Annotated in this window: 23 protein-coding genes (1 of these 23 running past the window's edge); 14 read left to right on the top strand and 9 right to left on the bottom strand. The window is 46.4% G+C overall.

The features are described from left to right. Positions 1-260: 260 nt before the first annotated feature. Positions 261-1,748, bottom strand: coding sequence for a phytoene dehydrogenase (locus CMO31_02785; protein MAZ52925.1), 1,488 nt, complete (start codon positions 1,746-1,748; stop codon positions 261-263). Positions 1,749-2,116: 368 nt separating this feature from the next. Between CMO31_02785 and CMO31_02780 the strand changes: the two genes are divergently transcribed. Continuing rightward, the gene (locus CMO31_02780; protein ID MAZ52924.1) at positions 2,117-2,575 is read left to right on the top strand and encodes a hypothetical protein; all 459 of its coding nucleotides are present in this window, start codon (positions 2,117-2,119) and stop codon (positions 2,573-2,575) included. A 12-nt stretch (positions 2,576-2,587) separates the two neighbouring features. Here CMO31_02780 and CMO31_02775 read toward each other — a convergent pair whose 3' ends face one another. Next, positions 2,588-3,865, bottom strand: a complete 1,278-nt coding sequence (locus CMO31_02775; protein ID MAZ52923.1) for a hypothetical protein — start codon at positions 3,863-3,865, stop codon at positions 2,588-2,590. A gap of 178 nt (positions 3,866-4,043) precedes the next feature. Between CMO31_02775 and CMO31_02770 the strand changes: the two genes are divergently transcribed. The 5 genes from CMO31_02770 (at position 4,044) to CMO31_02750 (ending at position 11,855) form a co-directional block, all read left to right on the top strand. After that, entirely contained in the window at positions 4,044-5,312 is a 1,269-nt protein-coding gene (locus CMO31_02770; GenBank protein MAZ52922.1) for an adenosylhomocysteinase, read from the top strand. Positions 5,313-5,717: 405 nt separating this feature from the next. Further along, a complete protein-coding gene (gene aceE, locus CMO31_02765; protein MAZ52921.1) occupies positions 5,718-8,438 on the top strand; it encodes a pyruvate dehydrogenase (acetyl-transferring), homodimeric type in 2,721 nt (906 codons plus the stop codon). A 42-nt stretch (positions 8,439-8,480) separates the two neighbouring features. Next, positions 8,481-9,794 (top strand): branched-chain alpha-keto acid dehydrogenase subunit E2, encoded by a 1,314-nt coding sequence (locus tag CMO31_02760; GenBank protein ID MAZ52920.1) that lies wholly within the window; start codon positions 8,481-8,483, stop codon positions 9,792-9,794. Between the two features lie 86 nt (positions 9,795-9,880). Next, the gene (lptB, locus tag CMO31_02755; GenBank protein ID MAZ52919.1) at positions 9,881-10,657 is read left to right on the top strand and encodes an LPS export ABC transporter ATP-binding protein; all 777 of its coding nucleotides are present in this window, start codon (positions 9,881-9,883) and stop codon (positions 10,655-10,657) included. Then, entirely contained in the window at positions 10,617-11,855 is a 1,239-nt protein-coding gene (locus CMO31_02750; protein ID MAZ52918.1) for a hypothetical protein, read from the top strand. The genes lptB and CMO31_02750 overlap by 41 nt, the downstream gene beginning before the upstream one ends. A gap of 205 nt (positions 11,856-12,060) precedes the next feature. Here the strand turns inward: CMO31_02750 and CMO31_02745 are convergent, their stop codons facing one another. The 3 genes from CMO31_02745 to CMO31_02735 form a co-directional block, all read right to left on the bottom strand. Next, on the bottom strand, positions 12,061-12,579 hold the full coding sequence (locus CMO31_02745; GenBank protein ID MAZ52917.1) for a hypothetical protein: 519 nt from the start codon (positions 12,577-12,579) through the stop codon (positions 12,061-12,063). Between the two features lie 88 nt (positions 12,580-12,667). Beyond that, a complete protein-coding gene (locus tag CMO31_02740) occupies positions 12,668-13,045 on the bottom strand; it encodes a glyoxalase (protein MAZ52916.1) in 378 nt (125 codons plus the stop codon). 14 nt (positions 13,046-13,059) lie between these two features. After that, the gene (locus tag CMO31_02735; GenBank protein ID MAZ52915.1) at positions 13,060-13,884 is read right to left on the bottom strand and encodes an rRNA methyltransferase; all 825 of its coding nucleotides are present in this window, start codon (positions 13,882-13,884) and stop codon (positions 13,060-13,062) included. Positions 13,885-13,918: 34 nt separating this feature from the next. On the opposite strand from CMO31_02735, the gene CMO31_02730 reads away from it, so the two are divergent. From CMO31_02730 to CMO31_02720, 3 genes are read left to right on the top strand one after another with little or no spacing between them, the layout of a single operon-like run. Then, positions 13,919-14,761 (top strand): sulfurtransferase, encoded by an 843-nt coding sequence (locus CMO31_02730; GenBank protein MAZ52914.1) that lies wholly within the window; start codon positions 13,919-13,921, stop codon positions 14,759-14,761. A gap of 52 nt (positions 14,762-14,813) precedes the next feature. After that, positions 14,814-15,377 (top strand): DNA-3-methyladenine glycosylase I, encoded by a 564-nt coding sequence (locus tag CMO31_02725; protein ID MAZ52913.1) that lies wholly within the window; start codon positions 14,814-14,816, stop codon positions 15,375-15,377. 37 nt (positions 15,378-15,414) lie between these two features. Further along, positions 15,415-16,221 (top strand): phytanoyl-CoA dioxygenase, encoded by an 807-nt coding sequence (locus CMO31_02720; GenBank protein ID MAZ52912.1) that lies wholly within the window; start codon positions 15,415-15,417, stop codon positions 16,219-16,221. A gap of 44 nt (positions 16,222-16,265) precedes the next feature. Here CMO31_02720 and CMO31_02715 read toward each other — a convergent pair whose 3' ends face one another. Then, a complete protein-coding gene (locus tag CMO31_02715; protein ID MAZ52911.1) occupies positions 16,266-17,150 on the bottom strand; it encodes a phytanoyl-CoA dioxygenase in 885 nt (294 codons plus the stop codon). Positions 17,151-17,434: 284 nt separating this feature from the next. Between CMO31_02715 and CMO31_02710 the strand changes: the two genes are divergently transcribed. The 4 genes from CMO31_02710 (at position 17,435) to CMO31_02695 (ending at position 21,110) form a co-directional block, all read left to right on the top strand. Next, on the top strand, positions 17,435-17,632 hold the full coding sequence (locus CMO31_02710; GenBank protein MAZ52910.1) for a hypothetical protein: 198 nt from the start codon (positions 17,435-17,437) through the stop codon (positions 17,630-17,632). 267 nt (positions 17,633-17,899) lie between these two features. Further along, positions 17,900-19,135, top strand: coding sequence for a beta-ketoacyl-[acyl-carrier-protein] synthase II (fabF, locus tag CMO31_02705; protein ID MAZ52909.1), 1,236 nt, complete (start codon positions 17,900-17,902; stop codon positions 19,133-19,135). 275 nt (positions 19,136-19,410) lie between these two features. Beyond that, on the top strand, positions 19,411-20,334 hold the full coding sequence (locus tag CMO31_02700; protein ID MAZ52908.1) for a cation transporter: 924 nt from the start codon (positions 19,411-19,413) through the stop codon (positions 20,332-20,334). Positions 20,335-20,372: 38 nt separating this feature from the next. Then, positions 20,373-21,110, top strand: a complete 738-nt coding sequence (locus tag CMO31_02695; protein MAZ52907.1) for a 5,10-methylenetetrahydrofolate reductase — start codon at positions 20,373-20,375, stop codon at positions 21,108-21,110. A gap of 56 nt (positions 21,111-21,166) precedes the next feature. Here the strand turns inward: CMO31_02695 and CMO31_02690 are convergent, their stop codons facing one another. Then, a complete protein-coding gene (locus tag CMO31_02690) occupies positions 21,167-24,877 on the bottom strand; it encodes a methionine synthase (protein ID MAZ52906.1) in 3,711 nt (1,236 codons plus the stop codon). Continuing rightward, positions 24,843-25,262 carry a hypothetical protein gene (locus CMO31_02685; protein MAZ52905.1) on the bottom strand — a complete coding sequence of 140 codons (420 nt, stop codon included), beginning with the start codon at positions 25,260-25,262 and terminating at the stop codon, positions 24,843-24,845. The genes CMO31_02690 and CMO31_02685 overlap by 35 nt, the downstream gene beginning before the upstream one ends. Positions 25,263-25,447: 185 nt before the next feature. Here CMO31_02685 and CMO31_02680 point away from each other — a divergent pair, with 185 nt between their 5' ends. After that, a complete protein-coding gene (locus CMO31_02680) occupies positions 25,448-25,783 on the top strand; it encodes an FmdB family transcriptional regulator (GenBank protein MAZ52904.1) in 336 nt (111 codons plus the stop codon). A gap of 30 nt (positions 25,784-25,813) precedes the next feature. Here the strand turns inward: CMO31_02680 and CMO31_02675 are convergent, their stop codons facing one another. Continuing rightward, positions 25,814-25,901: the final stretch of a glutaminyl-peptide cyclotransferase gene (locus CMO31_02675; protein MAZ52903.1), read on the bottom strand. It continues 788 nt past the right edge of the window; the window shows 88 of its 876 coding nt (coding positions 789-876); its start codon lies beyond the right edge, outside the window; it ends in the stop codon at positions 25,814-25,816.

Raw genomic sequence — 25,901 nt, 5'->3', positions numbered from 1 at the left:
GGCTGACACTTCTTATGTTAGGTCCTTTGGTAGGTTTAACATCTAATTAACCTTATGACGGGTTGTAATGTAGTCATCGGTTAACTTGCTAGAAATAGCACAAGAATTTTGTTGACAGCCTAGGGAATAGCTTAAGAGTTAAGGTCAGTCTTTAGCTTAATACTGGAACACTTTTTGGTGGGGGATAAAAATAAGTGGTGGTGATCACCTATCGACGAATATCTGGCACCCTGGGATACGTCGTAAGGTTCTTAAGTAAGTTAAGACATAGGGCCTATTAGGTCACTAGCGATCTTGGCGCTCGACAACACGCCTGGTAGGCCAGCCCCTGGGTGAGTTCCGGCTCCAACAAGGTATAAGTTATCGAGTTCTTCGCTTCTATTGTGAGGCCGGAACCAGGCAGACTGAGTAAGAATTGGTTCGATACTAAAGGCTGAACCTTGGTAAGAGTTAAGAGTATCTTCAAAATGCAAAGGGTCAATAGTGTGCTCGACAACAAGATTTTCTTGTAATCCTGGTAAATAGTTATCTTCAAGGAAACTCATTATTGCGTTCCGGTAGGGGCCTGCTGCTTCATGCCAATTGATACCGCTTTTAAGATTTGGCACAGGAGAAAGAACATAAAATGATTCATGACCCGCAGGTGCCAAGGATGGGTCAGTATAGGTAGGCATATGAAGATAGAGACTGAAATCTCTAGCTAATTTCCCCTTGTTGTGGAAAATGTCTTTCAGGAGGCCCTCGTAACGAGGGCCTAAGATAATGTTGTGGTGTTTAAGGCCGTGTTCGGCGTAACGTTGTTTAGTTCCAAAATAAATAACAAACAGGCTCATAGAATAGCGCATTCTCTTAACACGTCGATCAGTGTATTTACGGCGATGGTTGGATTTAATCATTTGAAGATAGGTGTTGCCCACGTCAGCATTGCATACCACAGCATCAGCCGAAATCATCGTGTCGTCTGTGAGCTTTACGCCCTTGGCTTTACGTGAACTTGAGTCCACGATTATGTCTTTTACCTCCGATTGGAGTCGGATATTTACGCCAAGCTCCTCTAGGAGTTTGGCGAGGGCATCAACCAGGGCACCTGTTCCTCCCATGGAATACCAAACTCCCCATTCACGTTCAAGGTAGTGGATCATGGCGTAAATTGAGGTTGTATCAAATGGATTGCCACCAACTAAAAGCGGATGAAAGGAGAAAACTTGGCGTAAAAAGTCGTGTTTGATAAATTGAGAAACATACTTGTAGACGCTCAGGTAGGAACGTAGTCGGATCAGGTCGGGTGCCACCCGGAGCATATCTCCCAACGTTAAGAAGGGTTTATCAGCCAATTCAACAAAGCCCTTATTAAAGATGGCGCGGGCAGACTCTACAAACCGTTGATAGCCTCTCTTGTCACTAGGCCGGAAACGGTCAATTTCGGATAAAATGAACTCCTCCCGGTCGTTATAATCAAATGATTGTCCATTGCTATCAAAAATACGATAGAACGGATCGCATTTTACGAATTCTACGTAATCTTCTCGACGCTTACCTGCCATCAAAAATAGTTCGTCGAACATCCACGGTGCCGTGATAATCGTGGGCCCGCCATCAAATCTAAAGCCATCCATTTCGTAAACGTAAGCTCGACCACCTAGTTTCTCACGCTTTTCCAGAAGGGTAATTTGATGGCCTTTGCATGCAAGGCGGACTGCTGTAGCTAAACCACCAAATCCAGCTCCAATGACAATTATTTTACTCACGTGAATTAGTATACGCAGACGGGAAAGAAAACACTGTGAACCTCCTCCGTATCACTTGAATTGGGTTTAGCTAAACGACGTTAGTCCAAAAATGCTCTGGGCAACGGTTTACTGTGTAATTTAATAGGGAGTAGGCACCTCAGCCGTCGCAGTGTATTCGCAGTCACCGGTTTAACACTTTTGTCTTTCGAATTGTTTATTACCAGTCAGGTCATGATTAAAGCCTAGCTTCCCCCGGAGACTTAGTAGACCCAGAGCGATTCCTAGATCCCATCTACACCTGTTATGCTGACAGCATGAATAGGCAGCTTCGGCGCGTCCAGAGTAAGCAAGATAAGAAAACCGATCGTGAGAAGGAAAAGCGTCGGATGGCCAGGCGAGAGAGACTGAGTTCTATTCGCCAACGAAGACAGAAATCTCGCCGTAAGCGGGGGGAGGAAGGGTCTGATCTCGTAACACCTCGGGCTGAGAGGAAAGGTAAATTACCGGGGCGCTTTTCTGGTGTTTTAATGGGACTTACTGTAGTTTTCATCATAATGCAGGCTGTTGTAGCTTCTCCTGAGCCAACCACAACCATAAACAGCGTGCTGGGTGCCGCCTTTTTCTTGCTGTTCGGGTATTTTATGCTGCTTTGGCTAAAGCGTCGCGATATTGATAATGCCGCTTTGCTCTCGATATTATTTGGGGGTCTACTAGCTGTTGGAGTTACGGTAGCTAAGAACCTTAGTCCTTCTATTACCTTGGATCCACTTGAGTTGGTGTTGACCCTCCCATTATTGATTCTTGGGGTTTTTCTTGGTCGATTAGTGTTTAACCATTCCCCTTAGGTTTGCAAGGAGTTATTCGACGTCCAGTTGGTAGATCCTAGTCTCAGGTTTGAACGCTGCCCAAGCAAACCAGAGGGTGTTGTCGTGGCTGATTGGTTCTAGCTGTCTTCCCTGGAGAGCACCTTCGATAGCTTGACCTGTAAGGGCCCATTTCGAGTTGGTCTCGATATCGCGAAAGTTGGCCCCATCCCACCGAAAAGTTAACACCGTCTCATCGACATTTCTATTGTAAACGCCAACTGCACCAATTGGTTTACCATTACCAATCTTTGTGGTGTCCAATGCGCTGGTTGTACCATCTTTCCAGAAGACAGTTATCCGTGTATCAGCCACGTAGTGGTTGACGACATGGACTTCTCTTAACAAATTCCAAGGGAAAGCAACGCTGTCTTCTTTGAGGCCAATGCTTACAACGCGTTCTTTGGCTAAAAGACGGTTGTCAGTTGGTCCCCTGAATAAGAAGGCTGGCGAAGAGATGTGATCGTAACCTGGATAGGGATTGTTGCCATAAGGTCGGTTAAAACCTGTTTCTCGTGACAGAACCAACGCGTTTGGATAGGAAGTTTGGAACTCATCGAAGCTAATTATCTGAGCCGGATATTTCAAGAGTCTGGCATCAGTTAATATCCCGATATTCGCTCTTCCCATAATCTGAGACCAAAGTGTACTAGATTTTGAGTCGAACATTAAAAGATTGGAGTTATATAGCAGGCCTGAAGTGCCAAACGTGACTTCGAGGGCTGTTACGAATTGAGGGAGATGGCTGTTCTGAAAGGCATAAGCCTCAATTAGCGTGTCATCAAGGTCCGAAAAGATGAGTTGATCGTTATTCTGGAGTTGTAGTGTGCGATGTTCTTCTGTCAGGAGTATGCGCCGATCGAATGCGATGGCGCTATTGCATAATGGGCAGAAGGTAATGGCTATTGGTATGCCGCCAATAGAATCGTTTACAATTTCGTGATAGGTGAGGATTTGGAGCGGGTAAGCTTTAGCTTCACCGTTCAACATTATTGAGATAACTGGTTCCTGTTCGTCGAGCCACAGAGAAGCTTCCTCTTGCGAAATAAACTCTGGTGGTGAAGTCGGTGATGTCCAATCCAGCCAATCACCCTCGTGGCCTATTGACGGTATCCCATTAGGCTGTGGATTCCCACGGATTACCTCTTCAAGAGGGATGTTATGGGTGCTAAAATCTATGCCAAGGAACGAGGTTTCTTGTTTTTGAGCAGAGACTGATATAACTGACCCAATAACAAGTGACGTAATTACGCCTCTAAATGATCTATTCATCAAGCCTCTTTCCGATTACAGCACGCTCTGGCAAGTATCGATTGCCTTGCATATTGCATACAGTGGAGCTGTCTTTTAGTTTACTGTTCCCTATTGTACTGTAGAGGCTTGGGTCAGTGAAACTGGGCTTTCCTCGGCCTGCGGGGTTACTATGAGAATCTTTGAGGAGGCTCGGTTAATGGGTAAGTTATTGAATGGGGACTTGAACGACGTCTCTTTGGCTGATGAAGGTATGAAGCGTATCGATTGGGCTTATCAAGAGATGCCTGTACTTCGGCGAATTGAGAAAAGGTTTAAAGCTGATAGGCCTCTCCATGGCGTAAAAGTTAGCGCTTGTCTTCATGTCACGACTGAAACCGCGAATTTGATGAGGGTGCTTGTTGCCGGGGGAGCTCAAATTTCTCTGTGTGCGAGTAACCCGTTAAGCACTCAGGACGATGTAGTCGCTGCGTTAGTTGAGCACTTGGATGTACCTACTTTTGCCGTTTTTGGAGCATCCCAAGAGCTTTATTACGACCACATTAATCAAGCTCTAAGGGATGGGCCTCAAATCACTATGGATGATGGGGCAGACTTAGTTACTGAACTTCACCGTGGTGGCCGAGAGTTGCTCAAGGATGTGTTGGGGGGGACTGAGGAAACCACGACTGGGGTTATACGACTTCGCGCTATGGAAGATTCCGGAGCGCTTTCTTTCCCTGTAATAGCTGTGAACGATGCTATGACTAAACATCTTTTCGACAACCGCTATGGTACCGGACAAAGTGTTTTGGATAGTCTGATGAGAGCTTCGAATGTGTTGCTTGCTGGTAAGACTTTTACTGTAGTGGGGTATGGGTGGTGTAGCAGAGGAGTAGCCCGTCGTGCCGACGGCATGGGGGCTAACGTTGTGGTTACAGAAGTTGATCCCTTGCGAGCCTTGGAGGCCCACATGGATGGTTTCAGAGTTATGCCTATGATCGAAGCTGCGCCTATATCAGATTTCATCGTTACTGCTACGGGGGACAAGCACGTTATAGACGACTCGCACTTTGAGGTTATGAAGGATGGTTGCATGATTGCTAACGCGGGACACTTCAATATTGAAATAAACATCCCTGCACTTGAGGAAATGGCTATCGAGAAACGTAAGCCACGACCATTTATTGAGGAGTTCGAGTTGGCTGATGGGCGTCGTGTGCGACTACTCGCCGAAGGACGTCTTGTCAATTTAGCGGTTGCAGAGGGGCATCCAGCTGCAGTCATGGACATGAGTTTTTCTAATCAAGCTCTATCTCTCCGACACATAGTGGAGCATGCAGGTGAACTTAAACCAGGTGTCCATTCGGTTCCGAAGGAGATCGACAGACGAGTTGCTCAGTTCAAACTAGAGGAAATGGGCATTGCTATTGACATTCTTACATCCGAGCAGGAAGAATATTTGTCTTCATGGGAAGAAGGGACCTGAGCTTTGTTGACCGGATGAGCCTCTAACCCTAATTGGTAGAAGGATAGATAAATATTCTCAGGAAAATTTATTTTGAGTTATCTTTATCTAGCATAGTTGGGTTTTTCTCGGAACCTCTTCATTAAGGAAGCTAATGTTAGTAAAGACTTCGACTTTAGATCCTCTGATTTCGAGTTGGAGTTAGTCGATAGTATCCGGTCAGTTGGGGTTAAAAACCTCTAATTTCCGGTAGTCGCATTCTTTAGAATAGTTACAGGAGTCAGTTTTAAGTCACTTATGGTTACTTCCTGGTTAACGCGTCCTAGCAACCAATAGGTTTGTTAATTGAGTTGTACAATAGCCTGAAGGAAGCTAGTTTTATTTGGGACGTAGTACCAAGGGTGTGTGTTAAAGAGAGGGGGGCAAATGACAGATGTCTTAGACGAAATTCTGAACCTAGATCGCTCCCAATTGGAACCCTCTGAGCTCGAACGACTCAATAGTATTGAGATGCGTGAGTGGTTAGAGTCGCTTGACTACGTTCTTGCTTCCGGAGGGGTTGAAAGGGTAGTTGACCTTTTAGAGGGGCTTAGGGAACGCGCACAACAATTTGGTGTGAAGATACCGTTTTCCGCTACCACGCCTTACATCAATACGATATCTCCGGAAGAGGAACCAGAGTATCCAGGTGATTTAAGAATTGAACGAAATATTATGAGGTTAATCCGGTGGAATGCAATGGCTATGGTGGTTCGAGCGAATAAGTTTTCGGATGGTTTAGGTGGTCATATTTCAACCTTTGCTTCTGCTGCTTCGCTTTATGAAATCGGGTTTAATCATTTCTTTCGTGGGCCTAAAGCAGGAGTTGATGGGGATCAGGTATATTTTCAAGGGCACGCTAGTCCAGGTATATACGCTCGTAGTTACCTGGAGCGGCGACTTGATAAGGAGCACTTGAGGAATTTTCGGCGGGAGCTTCAGGAACACCCGGGCCTGTCGAGTTATCCACACCCCTGGCTTATGCCGGATTATTGGCAGTTTCCAACTGTCTCAATGGGGTTGCCACCGATCCTATCGATCTATCAGGCACGTTTTAATCGTTATTTAGAAGATCGGAGTCTAAAGAAACGCGGAACTGGGAAAGTGTGGGCTTTCCTCGGGGATGGAGAAACAGACGAACCCGAGACAACAGGGGCCATAAAATTCGCTGCTCGTGAGGCTCTTGATAACCTCATATGGGTCATTAACTGCAATCTCCAGAGGCTTGATGGTCCTGTGCACGGGAACGGGCAGATAATTCAGGAGCTCGAGGGAATTTTCCGAGGTGCTGGTTGGAACGTTATTAAAGTTCCTTGGGGCAGTAAATGGGATGAATTACTAGCTAAGGATCGTGATGGGATTCTAGTAAAGAGATTTGGTCAGCTTGTTGATGGTGAATCACAACGCTACGCTGCTTTTGGGGCCCCAGAGTTGCGAGAAAAGTTTTTCAACACCCCTGAGCTAAAAAAGTTAATCGAGGATTGGAACGATGATGATATTGGTCGTTTAAATCGTGGGGGTCATGACCCAATTAAGGTGTATTCCGCATACCAAAGGGCAGTAGAACATACTGGTTCACCAACCGTAATTCTTACTAGGACCGTCAAAGGCTATGGGCTTGGGGAATCAGCCGAAGGGAAAAACGTTACCCATCAACAGAAAAAACTAAATGAGGAAGAATTAAGGGCTTTCCGCGATCGTTTCAAAATTCCTATCACTGATGATGAAATTGGTCAGTACCCGTTCTTTAGGCCAGATCAGGATAGCGAAGAATACCGCTACCTGATTGAACGACGCGAACAACTGGGAGGATTCCTCCCACAACGTGCAGTTGAAATCGAACCCGTTAAGGCGCCTGACAGGACACTATTTGAGGAATTCATGATTGGGACCGAAGGTCGTGAAGTCTCAACCACGATGGTGTTTGTATCCATTCTCCGAAAACTACTACGTGATCCGATTTGGGGTAAACTTGCTGTTCCAATTATTCCAGATGAGGCACGTACTTTCGGCATGGAAGCTCTTTTTCGCCAGATCGGTATTTATTCTTCTGTTGGTCAACTATATGAACCGGTAGATCGGGACAATCTGTTGTACTACAGAGAATCCAAAGACGGGCAAATCTTAGAGGAAGGTATTACTGAAGCTGGTTCTATGGCTTCATTCATCGCGGCGGGTACTGCTTACGCCACACATGGCGTAAGCACAGTTCCCTTTTTCATCTATTATTCGATGTTTGGGTTTCAACGTATTGGTGACTTAATTTGGCTAGCAGGCGACATGCGTACTAAGGGCTTCATGCTTGGCGCAACTGCAGGTCGAACAACTTTAAATGGTGAAGGACTTCAGCACCAGGATGGTCACAGCCATGTACTCGCATACGCGTACCCAAATGTAATGGCTTATGACCCAACCTTTGCATTTGAAATGGCGGTCATCATTAGGGATGGCCTTAGGAGGATGTACGAACTTCAAGAGGATCTTTTCTATTACCTTACTATTGAGAATGACAACTATCTGCAACCACCTCCGCCAGAGGCGATAGGACGCGATGAGTTGGAACTGGGGATTTTACAGGGTATCTATCGATTCCGGGCCTCAGAAAGAGATTTTGAGTTGCGAGCCCAGCTACTTGGTTCGGGCGCCATCATGAAAGAAGTGCTTAAAGCGCAAGAAATGCTTGAGCAGTACAATATAGCTGCTGATGTTTGGAGTGTAACTAGCTACAAGGAGTTGCATAAAAACGCTCTGGAAACAGAACGTTGGAACCGACTTAATCCCACTGAAACTCCACGCAAGGCCTTTGTGGCTGAGGCTTTAGCAGAAGCGAAAGGAGTTCTGGTAGCTGCTTCAGACTACATGAAGATCCTGCCGGATTCTCTTGCACGCCATCTCCCGATTCCCCTTACTTCATTAGGGACTGACGGTCTTGGTCGAAGTGAAGGTCGTGAGGAATTGCGAGATTTCTTTGAGGTTGATGCGAAGCACATTGTCCTCGCCACAGTGAAAGCTCTAACGGACAATGACATGGTCGATGTGGCGATGGTCGCTAAGGCGATCAAAGACCTAGCGATTGATCCTGGTAAAGTGAACCCCTATAGCGCGTGACTTCTTGTTGTGCGATTTGGAAAGGCCGAAAGGATTTGGTGCGTGACAACTGATATTACACTCCCCGAAGTGGGCGAGGGAATTGAAAGCGGAACCGTCGTAACTTTACTTGTTTCTTTAGGTGATCGTGTCGAGGTTGATCAGCCAATTCTCGAGCTAGAAACTGACAAGGCCGTCGTGGAAATGCCAGCTACTGCAACCGGAGTGGTCGAGATTTTACATGTAGAAGTGGGGCAAGAGGTCAAAATTGGGCAGATCATTGTTACCCTTAATGATCAGGCTGAAAGTAAGCCAGAAATAACTGATAAAGCGTCAGAGCATATAGAGGCAAAAGATAAATCAAAAACAGAACCTGAATCAGACCTTAGTGCAGCACAAGTTCCAGATCATCACGATGATTCAGGGGTAAAGCTTACGATTTCACAATTGTCGTCTGATCCCAAAAGACTCATACCTGCAGCTCCTTCAGTTCGCCGTTTAGCCCGTGAGATCGGTGTAGATATTAATTTGGTCGATGGTAAGGGAATCCTCGGTAGGATTTCCGCTGCTGATGTTAGAAGATTTGCAGAAACTGGGACAGTGTCTGTATCGACAGCCGGACCAACATCAACAACAACAGCATTCAAGCTACCTGATTTTCAGCGCTGGGGCGAAACTGAACGGAAGCCGATGTCTGGGATTCGGAAGGCTACTGTTCGTTCCATGACTACAGCTTGGGCAACAGTGCCAATGGTCACTCAATTCGATAAGGCGGATATTACGGAATTTGAAGCTATAAGGAAAAGTCATCAACCTAAGGCAAAAGAGGTTGGGACAAAACTAACGCCTACGGCTATGCTTATTAAGGTCGTGGCTTCTGCCCTTTGCAGATTTCCAGATTTCAACGCCAGCATTGACATAGGCGCTGAAGAGGTGGTTTACAAGAGCTATGTCAATGTTGGTGTAGCCGTTGACACTGATAATGGGCTTCTTGTTCCAATAATTAAAAATGCTGATACGAAAAACGTGATCGATTTGTCTAAAGAACTTGGTGAATTAGCTGAAAGAGCTCGTACGCGTAAACTTTCTTTGGAAGAAATGCAGGGTGGCAATTTTACTGTTTCTAATCTAGGTGGGATCGGTGGTACAGGATTTACCCCAATTGTTAATCCACCTGATGTGGCCATTCTGGGTATTTCTCGTGGGGTTTATGAACCCGTATACAATATAAAGACTAACGACTTTTCCCCACGTCTTATTATGCCGATGGCCCTCACCTACGATCACCGCCTTATAGATGGAGCTTCAGCCGCCAGGTTTCTTCGGTGGGTGTGTGAGGCTATTGAGGAGCCGTTTCTTTTGGCGTTGGAAGGCTAAGAGGGTTACCGGGGAGAGTTGATCTTTGTGATATCCAGGAAGCCTCCTTTTTGCATCTCATGTAACCCGTGATAGCATGAGCCGTTATGCGATCTATCCAGGTTCCTGACAGGAATATAGAGGTTGATCACGGATCTGACTTAGCTTTAAGGGCCCAAGGCCTCGTTAAGCGATATGGTAGCCGCAACGTCGTAGATGGTGTAGATTTTAGTCTTTTTCCTGGAGAAATCGTTGCCTTGCTTGGGCCGAATGGGGCTGGCAAGACTACTAGTTTTTACACTATGCTTGGTTTCGTAAAGCCAAACGCGGGAACAATTTTTCTTGGCAATCATGATATTACGAATTGGCCAATGCATAGACGGGCGCGTCACGGCCTTGGCTATCTGGCTCAAGAGCCGAGTGCGTTTCGTAGGATGAGTGTACGGGACAACCTACTTGCGATTTTAGAATTCCAAGATCTAAGTAAAACTGAACAACAAGAACGAGCTAGCAAGTTGCTTGAAGAATTTCACCTTAGTCATCTTGAGAGTCAGCGAGCTGACACCCTATCAGGTGGTGAGCGAAGACGAATGGAGATTGCTCGTAGCCTTACGATTGATCCAACATTCATTTTGCTAGACGAGCCCTTTACGGGTGTAGACCCGAAATCTATCCATGAGATACAAAAGCTAATTGCCGATCTTCGTGAGAGCCGCGGCTTGGGTGTTTTGCTGACTGACCATAGTGTGCGTGAAACTCTTGCAATAGCAGATCGTGTTTATTTAATGTTTGACGGAAAAGTTCGTTTCGAAGGGTCCCCGGCAGAGTTTGCTGAAAATCGTGATGTGCGCAACTTTTACCTGGGCAACGAATTCCGGGTTTGAGGAAGCGACGTTCGTGATTAGTCTACTGGGTCTCATAGTTTTATTGATTTTTCTGGCTGGCGTTACTGCCTATGCCGGTGATCGCCTTGGCATGTTTGTAGCACGTCGTCGTTTAAGTTTGTTTGGTATAAGGCCAAGACGAACTGGCCAGATAGTTGGAGTTGTTGCAGGAATTCTTATTACGTTGACTACCCTTATTGTTCTTTCGCTTGCTTTTCGTGGCGCCACACAGACGATTATCAACGCGCAACAGGTCGGTGAGGAACTAAATCGATTAAGAGCAGAACGCCTGACTCTTGAGGGTGAAATCAGAACCCTTGGCGGAATAATTAACGAACTAGATGGTGAGGTTGGAAATCTAAGCGTTCAAGCTGAAAGCCTTCGGGCTGAAAATCGAGATTTACAGTTCCGTAATCAACAACTAGGTGATGCGAATGCTACTCTTGGAAGCCGAAATATCAACCTGCAGGTGGTGAATGACCAGCTTCGTAGTGAAATCTTAGATTCTAATGATCAGGTGAGAGGACTAAAGTCACAGGTTGATAAGCTTCAAGTTGTCCTTGAGGGCCAGGCCGCAGAGCTCGATCGGATTCGGGTACAGTTTGATCAGGTTACCAATACCCAAATTGTGTTTGCTGATAACGAACTTGTCTATAGCGGGTTATTAAGGGCAACTTCTCCGATCGAAGCCCGTGATGAGTTATCTAAATTAGTTCTTGATGCAAGCGAGAAGACCCTTGCAGAAGGAGCGGGTGCTGTCCAGCTTCTTACAGAACAATTTGATCGTCTTGTAGAAGCCGTTACGCAAACACCAGTAGTAGACTTAGTCCTGTTTATTTCCCCCAAAAACCAGTTTTTGTCTGAAGACATATTCGTATCGGTTGAGGTATTGCCAAACACTAAGTTGCTACCAAGAGGCCATCTTGTACTTAGTAGGCAGATTCACCTTGGCAGCGGTGAATTGAAAACTAGCCAAGCGGAGGTGGGGAAGGTCCTGGCAGGACTTCTCTTAGAAGCCCAGAAGATCTTAGAAAGCACCGGTCTTGTATCTCCTGATCCTATTCATCTCAGGCAGGAGGAAGAAGAATTTCTAACCCAACTACTTCGTCTCACCGGTCCTGTTAGCATTGGGGTAGTAACTACGGAAGATATTTACCGTGGCGCTCCAGCACGCCTGGAACTACTGATACTCCATTAGGGTTTAGTGAACTGAGTTTGCTAGGCTTCTTAACAGTATCTTCCCTTTAGGTCGTCTAGACAAAGTAAGCGGTGGATGTTGCCCTGTGATTCAGGTACGTACCCCCGATTGGGGGCATAATATGGGGTTTTGGTAGTGGGTAGGGAACAACAGTTTGGTCTATTGGAGGTTTTGGCTTAAAAATATTCTGGTTGGCCAGCTACCTTCAGTTTTTGGATACGAGTTTTGTTGGTCTGGTAATCAAATATATGCTCACTGCCAGGCCAATGAATACAAGTAAGATTCGGGTTATACCGTTTGATATGAGTAAGACGCTCGTGGTTATACCAAACGTGATTGAAAATATAGCGAAAAATTTAGCGCGCCGAGTGATTCCTAGGCCGGATTTCCAATCCCGAATCAGTGGTCCAAATAAACGGTGATTCATAATCCAGTTGTAATATCGGGGACTGGATCTTCCAAAGAAGAATATAGCCAATAGAATCCAAATTGTTGTGGGCAAGCCAGGTACAAATACGCCGAATATGCCCAGACAACAACACGCGAACCCAAGTGAAGCATAAACGACGCGGAGGGTTGGATTTTTTGTTACTCGGAGATCTTTACTATAGTCTGTCCAGGTCCCAGATTTAAGGTTCGTTGGATTTTCATTCACGTTAAATAATATACCTAGTCTGGAGATGTGAAACCTGTTACTGCTTGGTTCTTGAATGATAGTTTTTATACGAGGCGAAGATACTCTAAATTAGTTTGACGGTTAAAGAATTGTAGGAAGCCATAAGAAAGACTGAAGTTACCAAAGTTATGGCGGTTTAAAGCGGTTCAAGGAACTGTTGTACTTCGACTCTATTTCCATCAGGGTCAGCAGTAAAGAAGTGATAAATTCCAAAAAACTCATTAAGGACCGGTTTCCCTTCGCATTGAATTTCGTGTTTGCACATGCGCCGGTAAACCGTGTCTACGTCTTTAGTGACAAAAGTAATAATCGAACAAGCGTTGTTAACAAAAGGACCCTCTCGCAGACAAAAACCAATAAAGGCTTTGTCCGTAACTCTATAAATTAAACACCTCTTCTGATTACGGGCCAAAGTTAGTCGGAGCAAACCCTCATAGAATTCCCGAGTTTTCTCTAAATTGGTAGATCCATAAAAACCTATGAAACCATCAAAGTTGATAATTTTTTCAGCCATTACTAATAACCTCTTTATCTCGTCGAGTCGCTTTGGGTTGTCCGTTGCCGTAAGATCTCGTAAAGAATTACTGCCCCAGATGTTGCAACATTCAGACTGTCCGCGGTTCCATGCATAGGTATTTGGATTAACGTCTCTGCGGTTTCTAACCAGGCGTTATCAAGGCCCGTGTCTTCACTTCCCACTACCAGTGCCATGGGCTCGAGGAAGCTTGGCCCCCAGTGTGGTTGGCTAGCGCTTGGAGTTGCAGCAACCACCGAGATCCCTCGACGCACTAAAAACTCTTGGACCCTAGTGGAATCCTCTTGAATGACCCTTGTAGTGAAGAGGCTTCCCATACTAGCTCTTACTACGTTGGGATTGAATAAGTCGGTTCCTTTACCTGTGAGAATAACGGCATCGATCCCAACGCTGTCAGCAGTCCGTAGCAAGGCCCCAATATTGCCCGGCTTTTCAAGGCCATGGATAACCAGTATGAGCGACAAAGTAATCGTATTCAGATCAGCCAGATTGCCGTTCCAGGAGGCCATTACAGCAGCGATGCCATCTGGATTTTGTCGCAAACTAATTTTGTTGAATGCCTCTTCGGAAACACGAAAACATTTCGTGTTTGATGCAGCCAACTCCATCGCGATGGTTTCTGTTGTTGGGCTACACACCTCAGTGCAGAAGAAAACTTCTATAGGATTATGCCCTGCTTGTACTGCTCTGGATATTTCACGTGCTCCTTCTACGAGGAAGCGACGCTTCTCGTCGCGGAAACGTCTATTTTGGAGCCGAAGAACTCCTTTTATGCGGGGATTTCTCGCGCTCTCGATTAAATCCGGTGGTTTTCCCATCTCGGGATTGTAGCCCACAAGCTAAACTAGTGCTATGAGTCAACTCATCACTGCTAAATCCTTATATGACCTGTTAGGTACTCCTGATTTGAGAATTGCTGACACACGGTTTGATCTCACCAATTTGGATGCGGGACGTCAGGTTTATGATAGCGGTCACATTCCAGGAGCAATATTCTTCGATCTAGATAAGGACCTTTCTGGACCTCTTGATTTGCATGGAGGAAGGCACCCTCTTCCTGATATTAATGTTTTTGCAGAGGAACTTGGAAAGCGTGGCGTTAGTAATAATCACCAGGTAGTTGTTTATGATGACGGTGACAGCATGTTTGCTGGGCGCCTATGGTGGATGTTGCGCTATCTTGGCTTAAACAATACTCGTGTCCTCGACGGAGGATTCAAAGCATGGTCAGCCTCCGGATATTCATCCTCTCTAAATCACCCACTTTACCCGACCTCGACTTTTGTTCCTTCTCCCCGCCATTCTATGGTAGTAGACCGGAACTTTGTTCTCAAGAATATTGAGAATAAGAAAGTCCTTCTTATAGATGCTCGTGCCGGTGAGCGTTACAGTGGTGAGGTCGAACCAATCGATCCAGTTGCGGGTCACATACCTAGTGCGATTAATCTACCGTATGAAGATAATCTCCATGCCGGCCGCTTTCTAGCTTCCGAGAAGCTAAGACAACGGTTTACTATTGCCCAAGAAGCTGACGAGGTAGTGGTGTATTGCGGTTCGGGGGTTACCGCAACTCACAACATTCTAGCTCTGGAAGAAGTTGGTTTCACAAGTGCCAAGCTTTATGTTGGTTCCTGGAGTGATTGGGTCAGCTACGATGACGCACCTGTAGCTACTAGCCAGCAAATTAGTGATTAATCCTAAAGTTATCCGGAGTTTACACTGTCAAACTACCATTTAGAATGGTCTCATGGATTTTGAGGTCCAACGGTGCGCATGGGTGATCGACGACCCGCTTTATGTTGCCTATCACGATCAGGAATGGGGTTTACCGACTCATGACGACCTAATCCTGTTTGAATTCTTGGTTCTTGAGTGTTTTCAGGCAGGCCTAAGTTGGTGGACAATCCTCAAAAAGCGTGAGAACTTCCGTAAGGTTTTTGACGGATTTGATCCAGAAATTGTTTCAACTTATACCCGAGCCAGGATCGACACCCTTCTGTTAGATTCCAGCATAATTCGTAATAGAAGAAAGATTAACGCAGCTGTTACCAATGCCCAAGCTTTTCTGGCTATACAGAATCATTTTGGTAGTTTCAGTAAGTATTTGTGGAGTTTCGTTGATGGTAAACAGATTGTTAATTCCTGGAAACATCAAGACGAGGTTCCCACTTATACTGTTGTAGCTCTTCAATTAAGTCAAGATATGAAACGGAGAGGGTTTGTCTTTGTAGGTCCAAAAGTTGCTTATGCCTACATGCAAGCTAATGGGCTAGTTAACGATCACACCACGAATTGTTTTTGCTATCATTGATGCGTTTCAAGGTGGATAGTTAGTTTGGAGATCCATTATGACACTGAGCAAAAAAATACTGAGCTCTAACCAGATCGCTTTTTACCACGAAAATGGTTACCTTCATATTCCCGAAATGTTCAGTCTTGAAGAGACAGAGGAGCTGTCTCACGAGTTAGATCGCCTGGTGGAAGAATGGTCATTCACGAGTCCGGGTTGGACAGGTCCTTGGCGCCAGGCCTATATGGATCCTGAGATCGAAAAGAAGTCCAAATTGACTGCTATGCATGATCTTCATTTCTACTCTACAGCCTGGGCAAGAGCGGTAACTAAGCTTAAGCTAACCGAGGCCATGGCTGGTTTGCTTGGTCCTAACGTAGAGCTTCATCATTCGACGATGCACATCAAACCTCCTCAGACCGGTCACCCTTTCCCAATGCATCAAGACCACCCCTTTTACGCCCACGAGAACGAGAAATTCATTGATGTTCTAGTGCATTTAGACGATACTAACCACGAAAATGGTGAGATTCGTTTCCTTCCTGGATCAAACAAAAATGGGGCCTTAAAGCATGTTATAGAGACTGAGGACGGTCCTTGCGAGCCGCATTTGCCAACAGAAGTATGGAGATTAGAGGAAACCATACCTGTTCCGGCTAAGCGGGGGGATGTAGTCTGCTTCTGTTACTACACGGTTCACGGATCGTATATCAATACTACTGATCAACCAAGGCGCATGGTCCGGATCGGTTACCGTGATCCGCACAATACTCAGTTAGCAGGGCAGAGCCTCGGGAGGCCAGGTGTTATGGTTCACGGTTATCGGGAGCGGCGTGGCGAAGAAGCGCTTCTATCACAAGGCTAAAGACAACAGTGTATTTAGAAAAACCCCCTAGAGGTAAAAGCTCTTCATAAAAGACGTGGCGTGATTGGACTATCAATCACGTCACCACGTTTTAGTCCCGTAGTAGCTTTCCCGTGTCTGTCAGCCTTGGGATTAGATTCAGGGAAGTCGTATATCGCATCATGCACCATGTATACGATAGTCATAGCTTCCCTCATCATGCTCGTTCTGTTTCCTGCTGCTCGGTGGTAGGTAACTCCCGAGTGGAAAGTACAATCTCCGCTTGCTAGGGGTACCCATTCCCAGTCAAGCTGCTGCATGTTGTCCCCTAATTCAATCTCTTCTTGGGCATTGAAGATATCAATGAACTCGGTCTCTCGAGAGAGCAGGTGACTACCTTTAGCAAAAGACATGCAGCCTTTAGCTTGTGAAACATCGACTAGAGCCAACCACATGGTTGTGGTCTTTTGTGGCGGGTGCACAGGCCATAGGCCAGCATCTTGATGGTAATCAGTGATACGACCTCCTGGCTGCTTGTAGAGTGCTTGGTCGAACCAAAGCCTTACGCCGTCAACTCTCATTAGATCCCGAGCTAATTGAGCAAAGCGGGTGCTGAACACGAAGTGCTTAATGGCTGGGTATTCTAACCAGAGATTAAAAGCCTGCAAAAAGCTTCTCTCATAGACAGGTTTATCGCTTAGAGGTCGACTGTCGTCTTTAAAAACGTGTCCAACAGCGAAACCGATAAGTTCCCGGTAGTATTCCAGAGCACGACCACTGATAACCTTCTCAAGCTTCACAAAGCCTTTTTCCTCGTACTCATCAATTTTTGTCCGCTCAATAACGTAAGGTTGACTCAGGAATTCGTCGATGTCTTTTGGTGGTGGCTCATGAAGTAACGTAAGAGCCTCGGGCGTGAGGTCAGGCTTAAGGCCCGGCATATTATCCATACCGATTATGTTAGCAAGCGCTGGTCTTTGCTTCGGTAATTAGTGTAGATGGATATTGCGAACTCCTCAGTTGTGACCTGAGCCCGTTCCATAAAATCGGGTAAGATCTCTTGGGTTTTTTGAAAGCGACCTGTTTTGTTACTCCGCCTAACTATATGTTCTGGATTGCTGCCAGCGTTCTTATGTCGTATTTGTGGGTTTGGGTTCATTAATCTAAAATAGGATACCCGTAGTAAACAAGAAAAGCTGCCATTTAAGTGAACATGGCTATAATGAGTTCGATGATGGACGAGGATTCTCGACGGACTTACAGAAGGATAGCCTTAGCTTTTATGGGAATAGGGTTGTCATTTCTATTTGTCGCGTTATTAGGGATTGTTTTCCAGTTTGAATTTTTTAATGCTAGCCCTGTTAGAGTCGCTTTTTTAGTACTAGGAATTGGTGGTTTATTGTGGTGGACAGTCCGGGACAGGGCCGAATAGAATCTTTATGGAGTTACAGATCGGGTCAATTTTCTATGTCTATAAAGCGTGTAACTTTGAGCGATGGTTAACCCGAACTATTGCAAGTCGAATGCGGAACATGAGTATCTGGAACATACATACAAATGATTGCAAGCGACACCAAACAAGAGGCGTTATTAGCTCTTTCACAAAATTGTTTCCGAGAACAAGATTGTTATTATTCTGTGAAGCGCGGAGGTCTCTTAAGGCCATTCGATTAGAGCATGAACTTATCGAGACTAACCTGTGAATCGGGTGGTTGTGACAGGTATGGGCCCTGTTACTCCTATCGGAGTTGGTACGCTTGATTTTCATGAGGGGCAACTTAAAGGTCATAGTGGTGTAGGTCCGATCCGACGATTTGATGCCTCGGATTACCCTGTACGTATAGCAGCCGAAGTAGACGTTCCAGTGGACCGGTGGCTTGACACAAAAGAACAACGGCGGATGGATCGATACGCACAGCTTGCAGTTATTGCTGCAGAGCTTGCAATAGAAGAAAGTGGACTGATCCCAGATAGGGAAGATAGAACCAGAATAGGCACGTTAGTAGGTAGCGGGATAGGTGGGATGGAAACTTGGGAAGCCCAGAGTAGGGTTGCCGCTGAACGTCATCCGTTAAGGATAAGTCCTTTCTTCATTCCAATGATGATTAGTAACATGGCCGCGAGCAAAATAGCCATGAGGTTTGGGTTTATGGGTCCCAGTTCAACTGTAGTGACAGCTTGTACGACAGGTGCAGAAGCTATAGGAAGCGCCTATAGAATGCTTCAATTCGGGGAGGCTGATGTAATGGTTGCTGGTGGGTCTGAGGCCATAATTACCCCGATGGGCATAGGAAGCTTTTCCGTCATGCGAGCCCTTTCTACTCGTAACGATGACCCTATCCGGGCTAGTCGACCATTTAGTAAAGACAGAGATGGCTTTGTTTTAGGCGAGGGTTCGGCAGTCGTGCTGCTTGAAACTTTGGAACATGCCAAAACCCGAGGAGCGCACATTCATGGAGAACTGATTGGTTTTGGGCGTAGCGCTGACGCCTACCACATGACTGAACCACGTCCCGATGGTAGGGGCGCAGCCTTAGCTATGCAAGCTGCTTTAAAAGAGGCTTGTTTAGAACCGTCTGAGATCGGTTACCTCAACGCCCATGGAACTTCAACGCCTTTGGGTGACCGGGCTGAGGCTGAAGCTATTCGGGCTGTATTCGGAAGGTACGCCAAAATGCTCCCTGTCTCCTCTACAAAATCTATGACCGGGCATCTTCTTGGTGCGGCAGGAGCCGTTGAGGCCATAGCAGCAATCCAAGCGATATCTTCGCAGGTTGTTCCGCCTACGATTAATCATCTTAATTCTGATCCAGATATTGGGCTCGACGTGGTCCCAAATGAGGCTAGGGAAGTAACGGTAAGGTATGCCATTTCCAACTCGTTTGCTTTTGGTGGTCAGAATTGTGCTCTCATATTTGGCCAGTATAAAAATTGAGATTCTAGCTAATCGCACACGGGACTCGAAACGGAAAAGAAGGTTCAAGCCCTTGCTTAGAAGAGAAAGTGAGAATAGAAGGGAGGTCGGAACAAGGGGCTATAAGAATATGCTTAACTTTTGGAAATATTGTTAAGAGCCTCACTCTTTAAGGCTAAATGAGCACAAGATATTTCTTTGTGACCCTTAGGGCGGTGGCTAAGGTGGGCCTCAGAAACCGTTAGGACGTTTATTTCCCATTAGGAGGTTATTAAGAGGGGTATTATGGTTTGTAAATGGCCTCAGAATCTGGAAGTCCCGTTGCTGTATACAGCGCACTCGTTGCGAATTTTGTAATTGCAATCACCAAGTTTTTGGCATCTGCCGTCACTGGTAGTTCAGCTATGTTTTCTGAGGGTGTGCACTCGGTTGTTGACACGAGTAATCAGGCCCTGATTCTACTTGGTCTTCGTCGAAGTCGCAAACCTCCGGATGCTAGGCACCCTTTTGGGTATGGGAAAGAACTGTATTTCTGGAGTTTTGTTGTTGCCATAATACTGTTTGGTTTTGGGGGAGGATTATCTTTTTATGAAGGCATCAAGCACGTAAGGCACCCGGTTACCATTGATAATCCAACCTGGAACTACGTTGTTTTAAGTATTGCGTTTGTAGTTGAATCGGCTGCTTGGATTTTGGCTTATAAGGAGTTACGCAAAGCTGAAGGCGACACTCCCTTTTTTCGGGCCCTGCGGGCGAGTAAGAACCCGGCAGTGTTCACGGTTCTTGCCGAGGATACTGCGGCAATGCTGGGCTTGTTAGTGGCCTTCTTGGGGGTTTTTCTAGGTCAATTATTAGGAATGCCTATTCTAGACGGAGTCGCCTCCATAGTAATCGGTGTTATCCTTTGCCTTGTCGCTGCATTTCTTGCTTTTGAAAGCAAAGCTCTTTTGATCGGTGAAAGTGCTGATATGGAAACTATCGAAAGTGTGCGGGCGATCGCAGAAGCTGACGAAGCTGTCTTGGAAGTATATGACCCGTTAACTATGCACTTTAGTTCTCGACAAATACTGTTAAATCTTGGCGTTAGATTTGTAGCTGATGATGGCCGGATCGACATCGTATCTGCCATTAAAAGGATCGAACGCGCTATTAAAGTTGCACATCCTGACATCCGTCGGATCTTTATAGAGGCTGAGGGACCTAACGAGTTAGAGGAATAGACTAACTGGCCCTGCATTGGTGGGCTAGAATCTAACGTATGCGTGTATCTGTTGAGTTGGTGCCTAGAAATAAAATAGATCTTGAAGGTCAACTTGGCCAGGTACAAAATTACTTTCCCAGCGTCGACACCATAAACGTGCCTGATATCCACCGCTTTGAAATGAGGAGCTGGGAGGCCTGTACGATTGCAAGAAAGTATGTTCCACACGTTATTCCTCATATTAGAGCTATGGATGTAAACCCGGAGGCACCACTTGCGATGGCCAATGAGTTACAGGCTACTGGGGTTACAGAAGTTGTCGTTATTTCTGGCGATATGCCGGCCGAAATGTCACAGACGGTATATGGCACGAGTACGCTAACCGTGATTAAAAAATTTCGCGATGAGTTACCAGGAGTTCGCATTTACGGAGCTCTTGATCCGTATAGGCAGGGATTCCAAGCCGAAATAGAGTACGCTCACCAGAAGCTTGAGGCAGGAGCTTGTGGGCTGTTCACCCAACCCTTCTTTGATCTTCGTCTTTTGGATATCTACTCCGAACTTCTTTCTGGTGTACAGATTTTTTGGGGCTTTACTACCATAACTTCACAAAGATCAATGCGTTATTGGCAGGCTCGTAATCGAGCTATTTTCCCTGTTGATTTCCGACCTAACCTTGAATGGTCTAGACGGTTAGCTGGGGAAGCCTTCAGTTTGTTGCAATCCCGCAATGGGAACGCTTACTTCATGCCTATTGGCATTGACGTGGCTGACTATCTGGCCGGAATAATATAAAGGCAAAGCACCTTTGGTTCATCAGGATGGCGCGCTATTGAAAACATTTCTTCTTATCATTTCGGGGTGTAGCCAAGATTGGGTCCAAGCCAGCGTTCAGTTTCAGTAGTGGTTAGTCCCTTGCGTTGGGCATAATCTTTGACCTGATCTGGTAGGAGGCGCCCTACGCCAAAATAATGAGCCTCAGGATGGGCCAGGAAAAGACCACTAACGGAAGCGGCGGGGGTCATAGCGAAGTTCTCGGTAAGGCTAATCCCTGTTTGGCGTTCTGCACCAAGTAAGCTAAACAAGAGAGATTTTTCCGTATGGTCAGGATAGGCAGGATATCCTGGTGCTGGCCTAATACCTCTATAATCCTCCTGGATTAATTCCTCGTTACTAAGAGATTCGGATAACGCATAGCCCCAGAATTCTTTCCTTACGCGCTCGTGCAGTTCCTCAGCAAAGGCTTCAGCGAGTCTATCAGCAAGAGCTTTTACTAGAATGCTCGAGTAATCGTCGAGGTCGGCTTCGAAGCCAGCTGCTAACTTTTCCACACCGAATCCTGCTGTAACGGCAAAAGCCCCTACGTAATCAGGGGTTCCGCTGGTACGGGGTGCGACGAAGTCAGCCAGACACAGATTAGGTTGGCCATTTCGCTTCTTCATTTGCTGTCGGAGCGTATGTAAAACCGTGAGAACCTCATCCGGTTGATCTTCCCGGTATAGGACTAGGTCGTCACCATCAGAGTTGGCAGGAAAGAGTCCAAAAATGCCAGTAGCCTGCAAAAGGTTTTGCGCGAGGATACGATCAAGAAGTCTGAGAGCGTCATTGTAAAGCTTACGAGCCTCAGTACCAAATTCATGGTGGTCGAGTATATTAGGGAATCTTCCCTTCATTTCCCAGGTCATGAAAAATGGTGTCCAGTCGATTCTCTCTATTAACCTTTCGAGCGGGTAATTTGCGAGGGTTTCAATTCCTAGTTTGGATGGAGTTGTGATAGCGGCTGCTTTAAGATCAAAAGCGAACCGGTTTGCACGAGCTTCATCGAGAGGAATCAGTTGCCTCTCTGCGCGTCTGTTCGAGTGCGTTTCGCGTAAATTGGCGTACTCTGTGGCGACTTCAGTCGAGAAAGCCTTACTTTCATCCCCGAGGACACGTGACACTACCGGAACGCTACGGGATGCGTCATTGACATGGATTGTCGGACCATCATAGGCCGGGCTTATCTTAACGGCTGTGTGCAGGCGCGAGGTTGTGGCTCCACCTATGAGTAGCGGGAGGTTAAATCCATTGCGTGTCAATTCTTTTGCGACATGTACCATTTCATCTAGAGAGGGGGTAATTAGTCCTGATAGGCCGATTATCGAAACTTGTTTACTTTGGGCTGCCTCAAGGATGCTGGCTGCTGGTACCATGACACCTAGATCAATTACTTCGAAACCATTACAGGCTAGAACCACGCCAACAATGTTTTTGCCTATGTCGTGAACGTCACCTTTTACAGTCGCGAGGAGTATCGTGGGGGCTTTTTTAGCTCTTTCAGGATGTGCAGCGCGTTCGGCTTCTAGGTAGGGTGTCAGTCGAGCTACAGCTTTTTTCATTACCCGTGCACTCTTTACTACCTGCGGAAGGAACATTTTCCCTGATTGAAACAGGTCCCCAACCTCATTCATGCCGTCCATTAGCGGTCCTTCGATTACAGCCAGAGGAGATCTATAAGCTTGATAAGCTTCTTCTGCATCATCATCGACATGTTCAACTATTCCACGTACCAAGGCATGTCTGAGGCGTTCGTCGACTGGCTGCTTACGCCATTCGTCGTTTTGTTCTTTGCGGCGGGCCCCACTTTCAACTGTGGCGGCGAACTCTACTAATCTCTCGGTAGCGTCGTCTCTTCGGTCGAAAAGTACGTCTTCAACGCATTGAAGTAGTTCAGCGGGAATTTCTTCGTATACCTCAAGCATTGATGGATTTACAATGCCCATGTCTAGGCCCGCTTGACGGGCGTGATAGAGGAACGAGGCGTGCATCGCTTCTCGTACTGCCTGGTTACCCCTGAACGCAAAGCTAACGTTGGATATTCCTCCGGAAACTAGGGCGCCAGGTAGGTTTTCTTTGATCCAAGATACGGTTTGGAAATAGTCAACGGCGTATCGTCGGTGCTCCTCGAGGCCTGTTCCTACAGTAAGGACGTTAGGGTCTAGTATTACCTCATTAGCCGGGATACCTATTTCGTGTACAAGAATGGTGTATGCCCGCTTGAGTATTTCAATACGTCGTTCAAACGTGTCTGCTTGACCCTGCTCGTCGAAAGCCATAACAACTATTGAGGCGCCATATTGGCGAGCCTTTACGGCATTGTGTCGGAATTCCGTCTCGCCGTCTTTTAAACTAAGAGAATTAACTAGGGCTTTACCCTGTACTCGTTGTAGTCCAGCCTCAATTACTTCCCATTTTGAGGAATCTATCATTAGTGGAACCCGGGCAATGTCGGGTTCGGATGCAACAAGGTCAAGAAAGTGGACCATAGCCGCCTTCGAGTCAAGCATCCCTTCATCCATATTAACGTCGATTATCTGGGCTCCTCCTTGTACCTGGGATCTAGCTACTTCGAGGGCGCTGTCAAAATTGCCTTGTAGGATGAGTTTTGCAAAGCGACTTGATCCAGTAACATTCGTTCGTTCGCCGACGTTGACAAAATTGGTTTCGGGCCGGATTACAAGTGATTCGAGACCGCTAAACCGGGAATAAGGGGCTGGTTGTTGTGGTACTCGAGGATCGTAATCTCGGGCTGCTTCAGCAAAAGCGCGGATGTGTTCGGGTGTGGTGCCGCAACAACCACCTAGGATGTTGACCCACCCTTGGTCAAGATAATCCCGCATTGTTTCGAGCATCCGTTCAGGTGTTTCATCGTAACCACCGAAGGCGTTGGGCAGACCAGCGTTAGGATACGCAGCCGTAAACAATCCNGTGAGGTGCGAGAGTTCCTCAACATAGGGACGAAGTTCAGTTGGTCCGAGGGCGCAGTTAAGTCCAATTGCAGTCAGTTTCCCATGGGAGATGGAAGTNACGAATGCCCCTAATGTTTGCCCTGATAGAGTACGCCCACTCGCGTCGGTGATAGTACCGGACATCATGATCGGTATCCGTTTACCGTGATTCGCCAAAACCTGTTCGATGCCAAACAATGCAGCTTTCGCATTGAGGGTATCAAAGATGGTTTCGATTAGCAGGAGATCAGCCCCGCCATCAATTAGTCCTCGAGCCTGCTCCGCGTACGCTTTCTGAAGACCGTCAAAGTCAATGGCTCGGAAGCCAGGATTTTCGACATCAGGACTTAAGCTGGCAGTACGATTTGTCGGTCCCATAGAGCCTGCAACGAATCTTGGTCTGTCTATGGTCGTAAACTTTTTAGCGGCTGCGCACGCTATTGATGCTGCAGAACAGTTGATTTCGTAGATTTCGTTACCGAGTCCATATTCCGCGAGGCCAATCGACGTGGCGTTAAAAGTGTTGGTTTCAATGATGTCAGCGCCTGCATCAAGATAAGCCTCGTGGATACACTGTATAAGTTTAGGTTTGGTAAGTGAGAGTACGTCCATGGCGCCCTGGAGGTCTGTAGGGTGTTTTGCGAACTGTTTACCGCGAAAATCGGCCTCCTCGAGCTTTTCTTGCTGGATCATGGTTCCCATTGCACCGTCTAATATTAGGATGCGCTTCTGTAGAGCTGCCCCGAGTGGGTGTTCTAGATTAGGTGTGAGTCGGGTTGATTGGGTCAATTTCATCCTTAAGGCTTCTGAGGCCACTTTCAACGCTCATATGCGAACTGGTCGAAGCTATTTTGGCGACAAGTGCATGTTCAGCGATGCAAGGGGCGCCATTCAAAGTGGAACAAGTGGTTTGGCGTGGCCAACGCTTAATCACTTGAGTAGCTGTATTCTCTATCAGCGTTTTAGCGTCGTCAAGCTTTCCTTGGGTTGCTGTGTCTAAATTTGAGGCAAGTCGCCAATAAAGTTCCACTGCGGCTATGGAGATATTACCGACATAAGGAGGCATTGAGAAGCCCGAGTGTAACAGAAATGCGAGGTTGGCGTGCGGTACCCTTCCAGTGATAACTCCCTGTGGGGTAAAAAGTTGCTGATAGTTAGTAATTTGTGAATGTAGGTTCACAAGCGACAGCCTCCTTCTAACTTTGCGTTTTTTGAATTCAGGATAGAACTAACGTTGTTATGTCGTAACCAACCATGAATTGTTCCCTATGTTTTAGATATTGCGACACTACGGTAAGCAGTGGGTGCTAGAATGCGGCCCGACAGACCTGCGTGTTGACTGCAGGCTGTCTCGGAGAAACATTGATGCCTGTTTATGTTTATAAGAACCTTGTGACTGATGAAATTTTCGAGTTTGTCCAACGCATTACGGATCCTGCTCTCCGTGTGCATCCGGAGACGGGGGATCCGGTTAAACGTCTGATACAGCCTGTCGGAATTGCTTTTAAAGGATCCGGTTTTTACGTCAACGATTCTAAGAACAGCCAAAGAGGGGCTAAGACAACTACTGATAACCAGGCCTCTGCTGGTAAGGGTGATTCTGCTGGTAAGGGTGATTCTGCTGGTAAGGGTGATTCTGCTGGTAAGGGTGATTCTGCTGGTAAGNGTGATTCTGCTGGTAAGAGTGAGAAAAAATCTTAATTTCTTTTCATTAGGCGGATTTGTTAGTCACTAAGGGGATCCGACGGCCCAGCGTACTTCGAAAAGCGTAGGCCAATTCTTCCCTGTAATATAGAAACTTTCAGCTTCTTTATCGTAA

The sequence above is a fragment of the Trueperaceae bacterium genome (assembly GCA_002707365.1).
Lineage (GTDB): Bacteria > Deinococcota > Deinococci > Deinococcales > Trueperaceae > UBA6957.
This window is presented reverse-complemented; position numbering and strand designations above follow the sequence as displayed.

Bases quoted from the DNA above. Each gene is read 5' to 3' on its own strand.
- CMO31_02780 (MAZ52924.1), top strand. From the start codon at position 2,117: ATGGCCAGGCGAGAGAGACTGAGTTCTATTCGCCAACGAAGACAGAAA.
- CMO31_02775 (MAZ52923.1), bottom strand. From the start codon at position 3,865: ATGAATAGATCATTTAGAGGCGTAATTACGTCACTTGTTATTGGGTCA.
- CMO31_02770 (MAZ52922.1), top strand. From the start codon at position 4,044: ATGGGTAAGTTATTGAATGGGGACTTGAACGACGTCTCTTTGGCTGAT.
- aceE (MAZ52921.1), top strand. From the start codon at position 5,718: ATGACAGATGTCTTAGACGAAATTCTGAACCTAGATCGCTCCCAATTG.
- lptB (MAZ52919.1), top strand. From the start codon at position 9,881: ATGCGATCTATCCAGGTTCCTGACAGGAATATAGAGGTTGATCACGGA.
- CMO31_02750 (MAZ52918.1), top strand. From the start codon at position 10,617: ATGTGCGCAACTTTTACCTGGGCAACGAATTCCGGGTTTGAGGAAGCG.
- CMO31_02740 (MAZ52916.1), bottom strand. From the start codon at position 13,045: ATGGCTGAAAAAATTATCAACTTTGATGGTTTCATAGGTTTTTATGGA.
- CMO31_02735 (MAZ52915.1), bottom strand. From the start codon at position 13,884: ATGGGAAAACCACCGGATTTAATCGAGAGCGCGAGAAATCCCCGCATA.
- CMO31_02730 (MAZ52914.1), top strand. From the start codon at position 13,919: ATGAGTCAACTCATCACTGCTAAATCCTTATATGACCTGTTAGGTACT.
- CMO31_02725 (MAZ52913.1), top strand. From the start codon at position 14,814: ATGGATTTTGAGGTCCAACGGTGCGCATGGGTGATCGACGACCCGCTT.
- CMO31_02720 (MAZ52912.1), top strand. From the start codon at position 15,415: ATGACACTGAGCAAAAAAATACTGAGCTCTAACCAGATCGCTTTTTAC.
- CMO31_02715 (MAZ52911.1), bottom strand. From the start codon at position 17,150: ATGGATAATATGCCGGGCCTTAAGCCTGACCTCACGCCCGAGGCTCTT.
- CMO31_02710 (MAZ52910.1), top strand. From the start codon at position 17,435: ATGGACGAGGATTCTCGACGGACTTACAGAAGGATAGCCTTAGCTTTT.
- CMO31_02700 (MAZ52908.1), top strand. From the start codon at position 19,411: ATGGCCTCAGAATCTGGAAGTCCCGTTGCTGTATACAGCGCACTCGTT.
- CMO31_02695 (MAZ52907.1), top strand. From the start codon at position 20,373: ATGCGTGTATCTGTTGAGTTGGTGCCTAGAAATAAAATAGATCTTGAA.